The organism is Nonomuraea sp. NPDC049309 (assembly GCF_043196965.1).
In the GTDB taxonomy this organism is placed as follows: Bacteria; Actinomycetota; Actinomycetes; order Streptosporangiales; family Streptosporangiaceae; genus Nonomuraea; species Nonomuraea fastidiosa.
This window is the reverse complement of sequence record NZ_JBICSH010000001.1, coordinates 1,717,469-1,732,850: the sequence shown is the minus strand read 5'-3', so window position 1 is coordinate 1,732,850 and position 15,382 is coordinate 1,717,469. Positions and strand designations below refer to the sequence as shown.

Below are 15,382 nucleotides of genomic sequence, written 5' to 3'. Positions count from 1 at the left end.
CTTCAGGTTACGGTACCGTAGGTTAGGCTACCGGAAGGACATACCGGTCAAATAGGGTGGATATATGCGACCCAGTGTCCGTGGTGTCCTCCTCGACCACGACGAACGGCTCGTTCTGTTCCGCCGTACGGTGCCGGGACGCGCGCGCTACTGGACGGTCCCGGGCGGGCACGTCGAGCCGGAGGACGGCACGCTCGTGGACGCCCTCCATCGCGAGCTGCTGGAAGAGCTGGGCGCCACGGTCTTCGCGGTGCGCCACCTCGTGACCGTGTCCTACCCGTGGATGGGCGAGGTGAAGACCCAGCACGTGTACGGGTGCCGTCTTGCGACCATGGACCCCGCACTGTGCACCGGACCCGAGTTCTCCGATCCGGCCCGCGGGGTGTACGAGGTGGAACGCGTACCGCTGAAGCGGTCTGAGCTCTTCGCGCGGAATCTCATCCCGCAGGCGGTGGCCGGTTACCTCTCGGCCACCATCACCGCCCTTCCCCGCCTCATCGTCCCCTGACGCGCCGGAAGGGATCTCCACGCCTCAAGCCGCCCGCCCGGCGGGCCGAGACGGCGGAATGCGGCTCCGTCGGTCCGGTGACGTGAGGTGACGCCGGCACGGCGGCGAGGAGCGGGCCGTTCGCGGCGGGGCATGGGTCCCGATGCGGTGGCTGTCCGCGGCAGGGGACAGGTCCCCGTGCGGTGGGCCGCTCACGGTCCGAACAGTGGCTCCGATGTGCGGTGGCGAGGAGCGGGCCGTTCGCGTCGGATGGCGGCCCCGGGCGGGGCGGCGAGGGTGTGCGGCGGCCGCTGGAGAGCGGCGAGTGAGCGGTCAGGGGTCGCGGCGGAGGCGCTTGAGGTCGGAGCGGTGCTTCTTGGCGGCGATCCGGCGTTCGATCGCGCCCCGGCTGGGCTTGGTCGGCCGCCGGCGCTTGGGCGGCGGGGCGATGGCCTCGCGCAGCCGCTGCGCGAGCCGGTTGGCGGCGGCCTCGCGGTTGCGGAGCTGGGAGCGGTGCTCGGAGGCGGCGATCGTGATCGTGCCGCTGCCGAGCCGGCTGAGTGCGCGCGCCTTGAGCGCGGGCGGCAGCGCCGTGGTCGCGGACAGGTCGAAGATCAGCTCCACCCGGCTGTCGGTGGTGTTGACGCCCTGGCCGCCGGGCCCCGAGGAACGCGAGAAACGCCAGACGAGCTCGGCGTCGGGGATGACGACCGAGTCGTTGACGACCAGCGGGCCGGGCATGGCGGGAGACTCCTGTTCGCGACGGGCTGCTACGGACGACATGTCACCGTATACGGGCGGCATATACCGGTTGCAACGGCATTTTCCGCTTCATCCTTCCGTTGACGCCCCGGCGGGCGGCGGCGTATGCCACTATCGCGCGAGAGGACACGGGGATGGGGGAGGCGCGATGCCCGGCATCGTCGGCGTGCACGGAATCGGCAAGTACGACTACTACCTCAGAGCCGGACGTTCGGCGCCCGGCGCGGAGGCGGCCATGCGCCGCAAGTGGGACCGCTACCTGCACGCCTCGCTCGGCGGCGAGGCGAAGCCCTACTTCGCGGAGATCGCGTACTACTCCCACCTCCTGAACGACGGCGGCGACCTCGACGCGGCCCCCAAGGAGGCCATGGAGGCGCAGACCCACCAGGTCCTCGTCGAGTGGGCCAAGAACCTGGGGCTCGGCGAGCACATCACGGGCGCGCTCAAGTCGTTCACGAGCCGGCTGCTCGACAGGCTCGACGAGCGGTCGGCGGCGTTCGTCAAGCTCTTCGCGCCCGAGGTGGCCACGTACCTCACCGACCAGGGCAGGCGCGAGAAGTGCCGGAACCTCGTGGCCGACGTCATCAGGCGGCACCGGCCCCGCGTGGTCATCGCGCACTCCCTCGGCAGCGTCGTCACGTACGAGGCGCTGTGGGCCTGCCCCGACATCGGCGCGGACCTGCTCGTCACCCTCGGCAGCCCGCTCGGCATGCGCAACGTCGTCTTCGAACGCCTCCTGCCCGCCCCCGTCAACGGCCGCGGCGAGCGCCCGCCGGGCGTGCGCCGCTGGGTGAACATCGCCGACAAGGACGACATCGCCGCCATCCCGCCCGAACTGGCCGGCTGCTTCACCGGCGTGGACGCCGAAGAGCTCGTCAACCTCGACTGGATCGACTTCCACACCGCCGAGAAGTACCTGGGCTGCCCGGCGCTCGGCGCGCATCTGCGACCATTCCTCGCATGACGTGGATCGTGTTCGACTACGGCGGCGTGCTCTCCCTGCCCCAATCGGCGGCCGACGCCGAGGCGATGGCGCGGGCGGTGGGCGCCGACCCGGGCGAGTTCCAGCGCGGCTACTGGGAGTACCGCCTCGCCTTCGACCGTGCCGACCTGAGCCCGCAGGCGTACTGGAGCGCCGTGCTCGGCCGTACCGCCACCGCATCCGAGGTCGCCCGGCTGGTCGCCATGGACGTCGCGAGCTGGGCCAACCCCGACCCGGGCACGGTCGCGCTGCTCGGCGAGCTGCTCGACGCCGGACGTGACGTGGCGCTGCTGTCGAACGCGCCGATCTGCCTCGGCGACGGCCTCGACCAGCTCCCCTGGATCTCCGCCATCGGCCACCGCTTCTACAGCGGCAGAATGGGCCTGGTGAAGCCGGACCGGGCGATCTACGACGAGCTGGCGCGCGGCATCGGCGCCGAGCCGTCCGAAATCGTCTTCATCGACGACCGCGAGGAGAACGTCGAAGGCGCCCGGCGGGCCGGCATGCGCGCCGTCCACTTCACCGACGCCACCGCCCTCCGCGCCGCCTTGCCCTTGTAGGTGTCCGCCGCGCCTGAGCCGCCCGTCGGACGTGCGCGCGTTGTGAGGGCTCTCCGGGTGGACCTCATCCCGTCACCCCCACAGGCTCGCCGTCGCCTGCTGCCGAGTCGCCGAGGCTGGAAGGTTGCTGAAAGGGGGCTGTGGGTTCGCTCAAAGGCGGGTGGGGCGGCCGGGCCCCGGCTGTGGCAGGTGTGCCGGGGCCGGCCGGGTGACCGGGCCGGGCGGGCGGGTGGTGACCGCCCGGCCCGGCCGGCTCAGGTGCCGGGCCAGCTCGCGTCGGGGAACTCGCCCGACGCGCCGCCCGGCATGACCACCTGGTCCTGCTCGTTCAGCCCCGAGACGACCTGGACGTACTGGTCGCCGCGCACCCCGGTGCGCACCACCTTGGCCGCGTCCCGCCCCCCGGCGCGTACGGTGACGACCTGGGTCCCGTCGGGACGGCTGCGGACCGCGGACGCCGGGACGTACAGCGCGTCCTTGACCTCGTCCGTGGTGATCGTCGCCGAGGCGGTCTGGCCGAGCATCAGCCCGGACGGCGGCTTGTCGAAGGCCAGCGTCACCGCGTACTGGACGAGCCGCCCCGACACGGTCGCGGCGGGCGCGATGGCCGTCACCTTGCCCGTGTACCGCTCCCCGGGCCGGGTCGCCAGTGTGATCGCGGCCTTCTGGCCGACTTTCAGCCGGTTCACGTCGGACTCGGTGACCATCGCCTGGACCTGCAGCTCGTCCAGGTCGCCCAGGGTGATGAAGGCGCCGGTCCCGGCCTTGTCACCGGCCGCGCCGGCGATCGAGAGCACCGTGCCCGCCACCGGGGCGACGATCCTGGTCCCCCGTACGGCGTCCGCGGCCTCCTCGACGGCGGCTTCGGCGCGTCCGACGTTCGCGGTGGCCTGTTCGGCGCTGATCCCGCCCTTGCCGGTGGCACCGCCCGTCCTGGCCTGCCCGCAGGAGTCCTCCCGCGACCTGGACGCCTTCGGCTTCCCCGCCGCCGTGGGCCGCCCGCTCGGGTGCCCGTTCGCCGTCGGGCGCCCGCTCGCGGACGGCCTGGCGCTGGTCGCGGGCCTGTCCGCGGGCCTGTCCGAGGGCCTGGGCGAGGCGTCCGGCGCGGGCGTCCTTCCGCCTGGAAGGGCTCCCGGCGTCTCCTCGGGGATGCCCTGCAGGTCGCCGGACGGGCGGGGTGCGGGCGCGGTGGGAGCCGGGGCCGGTTCGGCGGCGGGCGGGGGAGGGGCGGTGACGGTCGCGGTGACCGTGGCGGTCGCGGTCACCGTCACCGTGGCCGTCGCGGTCACGGTGACCGTGGGTTCCGGCTCGGGCTCCCACGGGCCCTCCGTACGCGTCGGACGCGGCGTGTGCGGCATCTCCGGCCCCGCCACGCCACCGGCGGCGGGCACGCACTCCGGCGTCGGGCTCGACGCCTTGTCCAGCGCCTCCTGAGCGGCGGCGAGATCCGCCTTGGCCGCCTCGTACGCCTCCCGCGCCGCCCGCCCGTCGATCCTGGCCAGCACCTGGCCCTTCTTCACCTTGGCCCCGACCTTGACGTACACCTTGGTCACGGTCCCCGGCGAGCCGAACGCCAGGTCGCGGCGGGAGCCGTCGATGGTGCGGCCGGCCGCGCTGACCGAGGCGGTGACCTGCCCCCGCTGCGCGGCGGCCAGGCGCACCTGGGCGGCGGGCACGGGGTCGTCGCGCAGCACCAGCGCCAGGCCGGATCCGGCCACGAGCACGGCGAGGGCGAGCCCGCCCAGCGCGAATGTCGGTCTCATGACGGGACATCCTGGCCGAGCAGGTTGGCCGCAGCCTGCGCGCACCCTCAGAGTTTCCTGGACGCCGCCGTGACGCCGCGGCCGTCCAGCGAACGTTCAGCTTGCTCGCGGCTGCGTCGCAGCCTGGTGTGCGAGGGTCACCGCTCGTGAAGGTGTCGATCAGGCGCAGGGCGCTGTTGACCAACGGGGTGCTCACGGTGCTCCTGCTGGGCGGTGCCGGCCTCGTGTACGCGCAGCTCGGCACGGACCGGGCCGAGGGCGAGACGACCGTGCGCACGGTGACCGCGAGCCGCGGCTCGGTGACCACGTCGGTGTCGGCGTCGGGCGCGGTCGAGAGCGCCCGCTCCCGCGCTCTGTCGTTCGGTACGAGCGGGATCGTCGAGAAGATCTACGTCAAGCCCGGCGACAAGGTGGCCAAGGGTGACATCCTGGCCAGGCTGGACGACACGGCGGCGCAGGAGAGCCTGGCGGCGGCCAAGGCCGCGTACGACAGCGCCGTGTCGGACGGCACGGACACGGCGCAGCTCTACGCCGCCTACATCAAGGCCCGCAACGCCTACCGCGAGGCGCAGCGCACGGTGGCGGCCACGGTGCTCAAGGCCCCGTTCCAGGGCACGGTCACGGCGGTGAACGGCTCCGTGGGAGGCCAGAGCACGGGCTCGGGGAAGGCGGGCGCGGAAGACGGCGGCCAGGCGGCGGGCGGCTTCATCGAGCTGGCCGACCCGACCAGGCTCCGCGTGGTCGGCACGTTCACCGAGTCGGACGCCGGCCGCCTGAAGAAGGGCCAGCAGGCCACGATCACGTTCGACGCGCTGCCGGGCGTGACCGCGACCGGCAAGGTGACGCAGATCGAGCCGGTCGCCGCGACCAGCGACAACGTCGTGCGCTACCCGGTGACGATCACGTTCACGAAGATTCCGAAGCAGGTCAGGCTGGGACAGACCGCCACGGTCGAGGTCGTGGTCGGCAGGGCGGAGAACGTCGTCACCGTCCCCTCCACGGCGATCTCCACCAGCGGCGGCCAGACCACGGTCACCGTGCTCAGGGACGGCCGCCAGGTCAGGACCCCGGTCGAGGTCGGCGTCCAGGGCACCACGCTCACCGAGATCGTCTCCGGCGTGTCGGAGGGCGACCAGATCGTGCCTCCCTCCACCCCGACCGGCGGCACCGGGAACGGCCTGGACGGCCGGCGGTTCGGCGGCGGCTTCCCCGGCGGAGGCCGGCGATGACGGAGACGGTCCCGGTCCTGCGGGTGCGCGACCTGGTCAAGGAGTACGGCGAGGGCGAGGCCAAGGTACGGGCGCTGCGCGGCATCAGCCTGGACGTCGAGCAGGGCGACTACGTGGCCATCATGGGCGCCTCCGGCTCCGGCAAGTCCACGCTGATGAACATCCTCGGCTGCCTCGACGTCCCCACATCGGGCACGTACGAGATCGACGGAGCCGACGTGGGCCGCCTGGACGAGCACCAGCTCGCCGTGCTGCGCAACCGCCGCGTCGGCTTCGTCTTCCAGGCGTTCAACCTGATCCCGCGCATGAGCGCGCTGGCCAACGTGGAGCTGCCGCTCGTCTACGGCGGCGTCGCCCCGTCCGAGCGGCGCGCCCGCGCGCTGGCCGCGCTGGAACGCGTCGGCCTGTCCGACCGGGTGCACCACGAGCCGAACCAGCTCTCCGGCGGCCAGCAGCAGCGGGTGGCCGTGGCCAGGGCCCTGGTGACCGCCCCCGCGCTGCTGCTCGCGGACGAGCCGACGGGCAACCTGGACACCGCGTCGACGGCCGACATCCTGGAGATCCTGGACGGGCTCAGCGCGTCCGGCCGCACGATCGTGCTGATCACGCACGAGGACGACGTGGCCGCGCACGCCAAGCGGGTGATCCGGCTGGTGGACGGCGAGATCGTGGACGACCGCCGCCAGGCGCCGGTGGACGGCCCGCCGCCCCGCCTGGTGGAGGCCGCCCGGTGAACCAGATCGAGATCCTCCGCTTCGCCCTGCGCGGCCTGCTGGCGAACAAGCTGCGCAGCGCGCTGACCACGCTCGGCATCCTCATCGGCGTGGCCGCCGTGATCATGCTGGTGGCCGTGGGCGAGGGCTCGTCGCGCAGCATCCAGCAGAACATCCAGCGGCTGGGCGCGAACACACTGACGATCTCACCCTCGTTCTCCGGGGGAGGCGGGGCCCAGCGCGGCCCCTCCCGCGGCAACGCCGGCCCGCGCACGCAGGCCAGGCAGCTCAGCCTCGCCGACGCCAGGGCGCTGACCGACAAGACGCTCGCCCCGTCGGTGAAGAGCGTCTCGCCGGTGGTGACGGTCTCGGCCGCCCCGGCGGCGTACGGCCCCGCGAGCCACCCGATCGCGCAGCTCGTCGGCACCTACCCGAGCTACTTCGAGGCCGTCAACAAGCCGGTCGCGAAAGGCGCCTACTTCTACAACGACGACGTGATCGCCGCCAGGAAGGTCATGGTCATCGGCCAGACGGTGGCGGACGAGCTGTTCGGCACCGCCGACCCGATCGGCAAGCAGGTCAGCGTGTCGGGGGTGCCGTTCACGGTGGTCGGGGTGCTCAAGGCGGCCGGGTCGAGCGGCGCGCAGGACGCCGACGACGTGGCCGTCGCGCCGCTGCCCGCCGTACAGCAGAGCCTGAGCGGGTTCGGCTCGCTGAACCAGATCGTGGTGCAGGCGACCGGAGCGGAGACCACCTCGACGGCCCAGGCCGAGGTCACCGCTATCCTCAACCAACGACACGGCATCACGAACCCCAACAACCCCGACTATCGCCTCCTGAACCAGGCGGCGTTGCAGGAGACCGTCAGCGAGGCCACCGGCACCTTCACCGTGCTGCTCGCCGCGGTCGCCGCGATCTCGCTGCTCGTGGGCGGCATCGGCATCACCAACATCATGCTGGTGACGGTGACCGAGCGCACCCGCGAGATCGGCATCCGCAAGGCGCTGGGCGCCCCCAGGAGCGCCATCCTGGGCCAGTTCCTCATGGAGGCCACGCTGCTGAGCCTGGTCGGCGGGCTGTCGGGGGTGCTGGTGGCGTTCGTGGGGACCCGGTTCAGCATCGCCGGCATCCAACCGGTCCTCGTGCCGTCGTCGGTCGTGCTGGCGCTGGGCGTCTCGGTGGGGATCGGGCTGTTCTTCGGCGGCTACCCCGCCAACAGGGCGGCCAAGCTCAGGCCGATCGAGGCCCTGCGCCACGAGTAAGGAGATGGAGATGGACAAGCTGGACTCCTCGCCGTTCCCCGGCGACCTGCGTGAGGAGCTCGCCGTCCGGCCGGAGAGAGGCGTTTCGAAGGTCACGCTCGCCCTCGGCGCCGGGGTCGTGCTGGTGGCCGGGATCCTCATCGGCATCCAGGCGCACAGCGCGTTCGGCTCGGCGCCCCAGGCGGGCCCTCCGGCGGGCGCCGCGCGGCAGGCGGCCGCCGAGCAGGACGGCGCCGGCCTTCGCGCCCGGCTGCCGCGCGGCATGGACGGCTTCGGCGGCCAGGCCAGAGGCATGGGCGGCGGTACGGCCGGCACGATCGAGAAGGTCGAGAACGGCACGATCCACCTGAAGACCGCGACCGGCGAGACCGTCACCGTCGCCACCACCGGCGAGACCACCGTGCAGATCGCCAAGCCGGGCAAGGTCGCCGACCTCAAGGCGGGCGACACGATCGTGGTACGCGGCACGCCCGGCGCCGGCGGCGCGGTGACCGCGACCTCCATCACCCAGGGCGCTCCCGCGATGAGAGGAGGGGGCCCGCGATGAGCGAACCCGAGGCCAGGCTGCTGGTGGTCGACGACGAACCCAACATCAGGGAGCTGTTCTCGGCGAGCCTGCGCATGGCCGGGTTCGAGGTGCTGACGGCGGCCGACGGCAGGCAGGCCCTGCGGGTGGCCGAGGAGAGCTCGCCTGACCTGGTGATGCTCGACGTGATGCTGCCCGATCTGGACGGCCTGGCGGTCGCGGGTAGGCTGCGGTCCCGCGGCCGCCGGGTGCCCGTCCTCTTCGTCACCGCCAAGGACACGCCGGAGGACCGCATCGCCGGGCTGGGGCTCGGCGAGGACTACGTGACCAAGCCGTTCAGCCTCGAGGAGGTCATCGCCCGCATCAGGGCCATCCTGCGCAGGACCCGCCGCGGCACCCCGCCGCCCAACCGGCTGCGGGTCGCCGACGTGGAGCTGGACGAGGAGAGCCACGAGGTCTGGCGCGACGGCGTCCCCGTGAAGCTGTCGCCCACCGAGTTCCGGCTGCTGCGCTACTTCATGCTGAACGCCGGCCGCGTGCTGTCGAAGAAGCAGATCCTCGACCACGTCTGGAACGGCGACTGGCGCACCGACGTCGGGCTCGTCGAGTCGTACGTCTCCTACCTGCGCCGCAAAATCGACACCGGCGAGGAGAAGTACCTGCACACCCTGCGCGGCGTCGGCTACATCCTGCGCCCGCCCCGCCTATGAAGAAGATCAGGAAGCACCTGTCCAGGACACCGCTCTGGCTGCGGCTCGTCTCGGCCACCCTGCTGCTGGTCACCCTCGCGATCACGCTGACCGGCCTGTTCGCCGTACGGCTGCTGCGCAGCTACCTCGTCGAACGCGTCGATCGCCAGCTCCACGTGGCCACCGTGCCGCGCGAGGCCCCGCCGGTCGTCGAGCCCCGCTCCGACGGGCGTCCTCCGCAGCGCTTCTTCGGCCTGTTCCATGGCGTCGTGCTGAGCCCGGAGGGCGACGTCGTCCGGACCATCAGCGAGTCCACCGAGGAGTACCGGCCCGCCCTGCCCCGCATGACCGCCTCCGAGGTGCGGGCCCGCGCGGGACGCCCGTTCACCGTCGAATCCTCCCCCGCCGGCGGGCCGACCTGGCGGGTCGTCGCCGTGCCCGCCCGCGACGGCCACAGCAGGATGCTGGCCATCAGCCTCGGCGAGGTGGACGCCACCGTCTCCCAGCTCGCCCTCATCGTGGCGGTGGCCGGCGGCGGCACGCTCGCCGTCCTCGGCTTCCTGTGTTATTGGCTGGTACGCAGGAGCCTGCGCCCGCTGGGCGAGATCGCCCGCACCGCGAACGACATCGCCGGCGGCGACCTGTCGCGCCGCGTGCCGCTCTGGGCCGGCACCACCGAGGTCGGCAGGCTCGGCCGCTCACTCAACACCATGCTCGCCCGCATCGAGAACGCGGTCCGCGAACGCGAGGAGGCCGCCGAGGCGGCCCGCGAATCCGCCACCGCCGCCCGCCGCTCCGAGGAGCTGATGCGCCGCTTCATGGCCGACGCCTCGCACGAGCTGCGCACGCCGCTCACCTCCATCAGGGGGTTCGCCGAGCTGTACCGGCTGGGGGAGAACAAGGACCTGGACGAGGCCGTACGGCTGCTCGGCCGCATCGAGGGCCAGGCCGCCAGAATGGGGCTGCTGGTCGAGGACATGCTGCTGCTCGCCCGGCTCGACCAGCGGCGCGAGCTCGCGATGCGGCCCGTGGACCTGCTGAGCCTGTGCGCCACCGCCGTCATCGACGCCCAGACGCTCGCCCCCGACCGGCGGATCGAGCTGGTACGGCTCTTCGACGGCGAGGGCGAGGTCATCGTCACCGGCGACGAGGCCCGGCTCGGGCAGGTGCTCAACAACCTCGTCACCAACGCGCTCACCCACACCCCGCCCGGCACCCCCTTCCAGGTCCGCGTGGGCGTCGACGGCGACCGCGCCGTGGTCGAGGTCGCCGACGAGGGGCCCGGCTTCGCGCCCGAGGTGGCCGAGCGCGTCTTCGAACGCTTCTACCGCGCCGACCCGGCCCGCAGCACCGGCGGCTCCGGGCTGGGGCTGTCGATCGCGGCCACCCTGGTCGAGGCGCACGGCGGCGTCATCATGGCAGAATCGGAACCCGGCCAGGGCGCCCTGTTCCGCGTCATCCTCCCGACGGCCCCCGGACAACCCGCGGCCGACCCCGTCTCCCCGCCCTCCACCCCTCCGCACCCCACCCCCGACCCCTGACCCGCCGCTGTCCGCTTTCTCCCCCTCCTGCGGGGGAGAACCCGAACGGCGGGTTCTGTCTTCGCGGCGGGAGGTGGGGCGGGGCGGGAGGAGAAGCCCGCCTGCACGGGAGTCGGATCGACGGTGCGCCACTTCGTGCTTCGGCCGAACAACAACCGGGGCCGGCCAAGGTGCGCCGCCGTCCCGGGGCGTCAGCCGAAGGTGCAGCCGTACAGGCCGGTGCTCTCGGCGCGGGGGGTGCCGGAAGAGCGGCGAGACCCGCCAGCCAGACCAGGGCGCGCGCATAAGGGCCGAACGCTACGAGAACGGGGCAGAAGGGCAGGATGCGCATCCGTGCCGGGTCCCGCAGGCCCGTATTCGCCGGGGTTTCCGCCCGGCTCGGTGGCGGGACCGGCATGGGAACGTGCCAGGATAGGCGGGTGGACATCGACCTCGCTGATCTGGATTTCTGGCGCAAGCCGCTGAAGGAGCGGAACGAGGCTTTCGCCCGGCTCCGGCAACTGGAGCACCCGGTGTTCTTCCCCGAGAAGAAGGTGCCGTTCCTCCGCTCGGGCAAGGGTTTCTACGCCCTCGTACGCCATGCCGACGTCGTGGAGGCCAGCCGCAATCCGAAGATCTTCTCCAGCGAACCGGCCGTCACCAACCCCGAGCCGCCCGGGTGGATCAAGCAGGTATTCGGTGAGTCGATGGTCAACATGGACGACCCGCGCCACGCCCGCCTGCGCCGCATCGTGACCCGCTCGTTCAGCCCGAAGATGCTGGCCGGCCTGCAGAGCGACATCGAGGCCGCCTGCAAGCGCATCGTCGACGACGTCATCGAGGAGGGGCCGCGCGACTTCGTCTCCCAGGTCGCCGCCCGGCTCCCCATCCACGTCATATGCGACATGCTGGACATCCCGCAGGAGCTGCGCGAACGCGTGCACAAGCACGTCGACATCTCCACCGCCTACACCGGCGTGCGCCCCAGCCTGGCGCGCAGCGTCCAGATGGCCGGCCAGAACATGATGGCCCTGCTCGCCCTGCAGCGCATGGTCATCAAGCTCGGCCACGAGCGCGCCGCGAACCCCAAGGGCGACCTGGTCTCCCTGCTGGTCACCGCCAACGTCGACGGCGAGAAGCTCACCGACAAGGAGCTCGGCTCGTTCTTCTCGCTGCTGCTGGTCGCCGGCAACGAGACGACCCGCAACGCGATGGCTCACGGCATCCGGCTGCTCACCGAGAACCCCGCCCAGCGCGAGCTGCTGCTGAGCGACTTCGACGCCCACATCAACAACACGATCGAGGAGATCGTCCGGTACGTCTCGCCCATCATGCAGTTCCGGCGCACGGTCACCCAGGACTACTCGCTGCGCGGGCTGGAGCTGAAGAAGGGCGACAAGGTCGTGCTGTTCTACGGCTCGGCCAACCGCGACGAGTCGGTCTTCCCCGACCCCGACAAGTTCGACATCACCCGCGACACCAAGCCCCACGTCGGCTTCGGCGGGCCCGGCCCCCACTTCTGCCTGGGCGCCAACCTGGCGCGGCAGGAGCTGCGGACGATGTTCCGCGAGCTGTTCACCCGGCTGCCCGGCATCCGCACGGTGGGGGAGCCTGAGCTGCTGCTGTCGAACTTCGACAACAGCGTCCGCAGCCAGCGCTTCACGTTCTAGGCGACAGCACTGGGGCGCTCGCGGGCGGGGCGGCGGTCAGTCGCCGGCGGCGAGCACGTTCGACCTGATCGTCACCCACGTGATCGCCGCCGCGACGGCCATCATCGCCGCCGAGATCAGCATCGCCGTCCTGAACCCGGCGTCGAACACCGGCGGGTTCTGAAAGGCGTCGCCCACCAGCCCGACCAGCGGCGGCACCGCGGCCACCGCCAGCAGCCCGCCGGTGCGCGCGACCGCGTTGTTGACGCCGCTGGCCATGCCCGCGTGCCGCTCGTCGGCCGAGGCGAGAACGGTCGCGGTCAGCGGCGCGACCGTCGCCGACAGCCCCAGCCCGAACAGGAACACCGCGGGCAGCACCTGGAACGGGTAGGAGGCCCCGAACCCGATCGTGCTCATCGCCAGGAACCCGCCGCCCGCCGCCAGCATCCCGAGCGTCATGAGCGTGCGCGGCCCGTACCGCTTGGCGAGCTCGCCGGCCCTGGCCGACAGCAGCAACATCAGGATCGTCGCGGGCAGCATCGCCATGCCCGCCGCGATGGGCGAGAACCCGGACACCACCTGGAGCTGCACCACCAGCAAGAAGAACACCACGCCCATGGCCGCGTACATGATGAGCGTGACGATGTTGACGGCCGTGAACACCCGGTCGCGGAAGATGCCCACCGGCACCAGCGCGTCCGGCGACCTGCGCACCTGCACGACCACGAACGCCGCGCCCAGCGCCACCCCGGCCGCCAGCGGCGCCACCGCGCCCCGCGCGATCAGCCCGTACGTGAGCCCGGCCAGCGCCAGCGCCGCGAGCACCGAGCCGAGCACGTCGAAGCGCCCCGCCGCCTGCTCGTCCCGGCTCTCCGGTACGTGCCGCAGCGTGATGGCGATGATGAGCGCCGCGAACGGCAGGTTGATCAGGAACGCCCACCGCCAGCCGGCCGACTGCACCACCCAGCCGCCGAGCAGCGGCCCGACCGCGCTGGCCACGCCGCCGAGCCCGGACCACACGCCCACCGCGCGCGGCCGGTCGTGCCGCAGGAAGCTCGCCTGGATGATCGCCAGGGAGCCCGGCGTGAGCAGCGCCCCGCCGACGCCCTGCAGGGCGCGCGCCGCGATGAGCATCTCGATGCCGCGCGACAGCCCGCACAGCGCCGACGCGACCGCGAACCAGGCCACCCCGATGAGGAAGATCCGGCGGCGGCCGTAGCGGTCGCCGAGCGAGCCGCCCAGCAGGATGAGCCCGGCCAGGGTGAGCGTGTACGCGTTGATCGTCCACTGCAGGCCGTCCATGCGGGCGTCGAGGTCGCGGCCGAGGAACGGCAGCGCCACGTTCACCACGGTGCCGTCGAGCAGCGCGAGCCCGGACCCGAGCACCGTCGCCGCCAGGATCCACCGGCCGCGCGCCGACGTGACCGCGACATGCCCATCGACCTGCGGAGACGGTGTGCTCATGCGGACATCATCCAGCCCCGCCCCGATCCACCGGTACGCGGGGGTGCGCGGCTCGGGCTCAGCGACGCTCGATCGCCCGCAGCACGAACTCCGACACCAGCTCCCCGGCCGTCTCCACCGTGACGTCACCGCTGATGAGCGGCACCCGCTCGGCCCCGATGACCGCGAGCACCATGCGCGCGGTGGCCGCCACGTCCAGCACCCGGAAGTCGCCCGTCTCGATGCCGCTCTCCAGGATGTCCACCAGGACCTGCTGCATCGGCGCGACGTGCTCGGCCAGCCGCTGGTACGCGTCGGGCCCCAGCGCGGCGCTCAGATCGGCGGCCCCGGGATGGGGGTGGGCGAGCAGCCCGGCGAGCTGCAGCCTGACGAACGCCCGCAGCCGCTCGGCCGGCGACGCCTCCTCGGGCAGCTCACGCTCGTAACTCTCGATGAAGTACTGCGTCACCCGCTCGGTGAACGCCAGCAGCAGCGCCGCCTTGTCGGGAAAATAGTTGTAGAGAACGGTCCGCGTGATCCCGGCCTCGTTGGCCACGTCCGTCATCGAGATCTCATCGATGCCCTGCACCCGCGACAGCCGGGAGACGGCCTGCAGGATGCGGTCGCGCGTCTGCGCACGATGCTCACCGATGGTGGCGGCCGAGATACGGGGCATACCCACCATCGTAGGCCGCCCCGCCATCCCGTTTCCGTCTGATGCGGGCGCCCGTGACGCGCAGGCACCGCATGAATGGATGAATCATTCACTCCTTTGACCGAATGATTCGTTCACGCTTTCACGGCGCCATGCTCTACGGCGTCGGGCCAGGTCGTGTACGAAGGGCCGGACGCCGAGCTCGTGCCCGCGCTTCTCGACGAGCTGGTCGCCTGGCCGAACGAGGGCGACCAGGAGGCGCCGAGCCACGTGCGGGCCGCGATGGCGCACCGCGACCTGGTCAACATTCACCCGTGGCGGGACGGGAACGGCCGCATGTCACGCGCCCTCCAGACTCTCGTCCTGGGGCGCGACCAGATCACCCGACCGGCGTCAGGCGGCCTTTCGGATGACGCGGTGCAGGTCGGTGAGGACGTCGGTGTTGAGGCGGTACGCCAGGCGCACCTCGGCGATCATCCGCTGCCGCTCGGCCTCGTCCAGCTCCTCGCCCAGGGCGTCGAGGCGGGCGCGGTACTCGGTCTTGAAGCGGGGCAGGCTGCCCAGCTCGTCGAAGACGTAGAAGTCGACGCCCCCGCCCTTGCCGTAGCCGTAGATCTTCTGCAGCTCCATCCGGATGAACTGGCCGCCGGACAGGTCGCCGAGGTAGCGGGTGTAGTGGTGGGCGACGTAACCGCCGGGCCAGCCGGCGACCTCGCGGATGCGGGCCACGAGGGCGCGGGTGGGCTCCGACGGCGCGATCCGGTCGCGCCAGCCGGGGCCGTAGACGGTGGCGAGGTCGCGTTCCAGCGCCGCCTCCCGGTACAGCTCGGGGAAGACGAAGCGGCCCGCGACCGGATGCTCGGCCAGGTCGCGGGAGACGCCGTCGAGCGCGGCGTAGGCGAAGTAGTGCTGGGCCACCATCTCGCCGTATTCCTGCTCGGTCAGGCGGCCGGCCATCAGCGCGGCGAGGTATCCGTCGGACTCGGCGGACTCGTGGTCGGACCACGTGGCGTTCCGCAGGGTTTCGGAGAAGGTCACGGCGCACCTCTGCTCGTGCTGACGTTTCATGACGAAGTGTCACAAACGGCGGCAGGCCGCGTCAAGAAGATGACGACAGTCTGTCAGCAAAGTCTCCCGATGCT

The 15,382-nt window shown here is 72.1% G+C and carries 15 protein-coding genes and 1 pseudogene; 11 read left to right on the top strand and 5 right to left on the bottom strand.

From position 1 onward, the window contains the following. The first annotated feature begins 64 nt into the window (after positions 1 to 64). Positions 65 to 508, top strand: coding sequence for an NUDIX domain-containing protein (locus ACGFIM_RS07890; protein WP_393196391.1), 444 nt, complete (start codon positions 65 to 67; stop codon positions 506 to 508). 312 nt (positions 509 to 820) lie between these two features. Here the strand turns inward: ACGFIM_RS07890 and arfB are convergent, their stop codons facing one another. Beyond that, on the bottom strand, positions 821 to 1,228 hold the full coding sequence (gene arfB / locus ACGFIM_RS07885) for an alternative ribosome rescue aminoacyl-tRNA hydrolase ArfB (protein WP_393199657.1): 408 nt from the start codon (positions 1,226 to 1,228) through the stop codon (positions 821 to 823). A 169-nt stretch (positions 1,229 to 1,397) separates the two neighbouring features. Here arfB and ACGFIM_RS07880 point away from each other — a divergent pair, with 169 nt between their 5' ends. Continuing rightward, on the top strand, positions 1,398 to 2,213 hold the full coding sequence (locus ACGFIM_RS07880; protein WP_393196388.1) for a hypothetical protein: 816 nt from the start codon (positions 1,398 to 1,400) through the stop codon (positions 2,211 to 2,213). Next, positions 2,210 to 2,791 (top strand): HAD family hydrolase, encoded by a 582-nt coding sequence (locus ACGFIM_RS07875; RefSeq protein ID WP_393196385.1) that lies wholly within the window; start codon positions 2,210 to 2,212, stop codon positions 2,789 to 2,791. The genes ACGFIM_RS07880 and ACGFIM_RS07875 overlap by 4 nt, the downstream gene beginning before the upstream one ends. Before the next feature lie 254 nt (positions 2,792 to 3,045). Here the strand turns inward: ACGFIM_RS07875 and ACGFIM_RS07870 are convergent, their stop codons facing one another. After that, a complete protein-coding gene (locus ACGFIM_RS07870) occupies positions 3,046 to 4,554 on the bottom strand; it encodes an efflux RND transporter periplasmic adaptor subunit (RefSeq protein ID WP_393196382.1) in 1,509 nt (502 codons plus the stop codon). Positions 4,555 to 4,700: 146 nt separating this feature from the next. Between ACGFIM_RS07870 and ACGFIM_RS07865 the strand changes: the two genes are divergently transcribed. The 7 genes from ACGFIM_RS07865 (at position 4,701) to ACGFIM_RS07835 (ending at position 12,163) form a co-directional block, all read left to right on the top strand. Further along, a complete protein-coding gene (locus ACGFIM_RS07865; protein WP_393196379.1) occupies positions 4,701 to 5,783 on the top strand; it encodes an efflux RND transporter periplasmic adaptor subunit in 1,083 nt (360 codons plus the stop codon). Then, positions 5,780 to 6,517: an ABC transporter ATP-binding protein gene (locus ACGFIM_RS07860; RefSeq protein ID WP_393196376.1), complete on the top strand. Its 738-nt coding sequence runs from the start codon at positions 5,780 to 5,782 to the stop codon at positions 6,515 to 6,517. Before ACGFIM_RS07865 ends, ACGFIM_RS07860 begins: the two co-directional genes overlap by 4 nt. Continuing rightward, positions 6,514 to 7,758, top strand: coding sequence for an ABC transporter permease (locus ACGFIM_RS07855; protein ID WP_393196373.1), 1,245 nt, complete (start codon positions 6,514 to 6,516; stop codon positions 7,756 to 7,758). The genes ACGFIM_RS07860 and ACGFIM_RS07855 overlap by 4 nt, the downstream gene beginning before the upstream one ends. Positions 7,759 to 7,768: 10 nt before the next feature. Next, the gene (locus ACGFIM_RS07850) at positions 7,769 to 8,305 is read left to right on the top strand and encodes a hypothetical protein (protein ID WP_393196370.1); all 537 of its coding nucleotides are present in this window, start codon (positions 7,769 to 7,771) and stop codon (positions 8,303 to 8,305) included. Continuing rightward, positions 8,302 to 8,994 carry a response regulator transcription factor gene (locus ACGFIM_RS07845; protein WP_393196367.1) on the top strand — a complete coding sequence of 231 codons (693 nt, stop codon included), beginning with the start codon at positions 8,302 to 8,304 and terminating at the stop codon, positions 8,992 to 8,994. The genes ACGFIM_RS07850 and ACGFIM_RS07845 overlap by 4 nt, the downstream gene beginning before the upstream one ends. Further along, positions 8,991 to 10,514: a sensor histidine kinase gene (locus ACGFIM_RS07840; protein ID WP_393196364.1), complete on the top strand. Its 1,524-nt coding sequence runs from the start codon at positions 8,991 to 8,993 to the stop codon at positions 10,512 to 10,514. The genes ACGFIM_RS07845 and ACGFIM_RS07840 overlap by 4 nt, the downstream gene beginning before the upstream one ends. A 419-nt stretch (positions 10,515 to 10,933) precedes the next feature. Next, positions 10,934 to 12,163, top strand: coding sequence for a cytochrome P450 (locus ACGFIM_RS07835; protein WP_393196361.1), 1,230 nt, complete (start codon positions 10,934 to 10,936; stop codon positions 12,161 to 12,163). Between the two features lie 36 nt (positions 12,164 to 12,199). Here the strand turns inward: ACGFIM_RS07835 and ACGFIM_RS07830 are convergent, their stop codons facing one another. After that, positions 12,200 to 13,606 carry an MFS transporter gene (locus tag ACGFIM_RS07830; protein WP_393196358.1) on the bottom strand — a complete coding sequence of 469 codons (1,407 nt, stop codon included), beginning with the start codon at positions 13,604 to 13,606 and terminating at the stop codon, positions 12,200 to 12,202. Positions 13,607 to 13,664: 58 nt separating this feature from the next. Beyond that, the gene (locus tag ACGFIM_RS07825) at positions 13,665 to 14,261 is read right to left on the bottom strand and encodes a TetR/AcrR family transcriptional regulator (RefSeq protein ID WP_393196355.1); all 597 of its coding nucleotides are present in this window, start codon (positions 14,259 to 14,261) and stop codon (positions 13,665 to 13,667) included. Between the two features lie 156 nt (positions 14,262 to 14,417). On the opposite strand from ACGFIM_RS07825, the pseudogene ACGFIM_RS07820 reads away from it, so the two are divergent. Next, positions 14,418 to 14,594: pseudogene (locus ACGFIM_RS07820) on the top strand (Fic family protein); the annotation flags it as partial. 39 nt (positions 14,595 to 14,633) lie between these two features. Here the strand turns inward: ACGFIM_RS07820 and ACGFIM_RS07815 are convergent. Further along, positions 14,634 to 15,308 carry a heme oxygenase (biliverdin-producing) gene (locus ACGFIM_RS07815; protein ID WP_393196352.1) on the bottom strand — a complete coding sequence of 225 codons (675 nt, stop codon included), beginning with the start codon at positions 15,306 to 15,308 and terminating at the stop codon, positions 14,634 to 14,636. Positions 15,309 to 15,382: the final 74 nt, after the last annotated feature.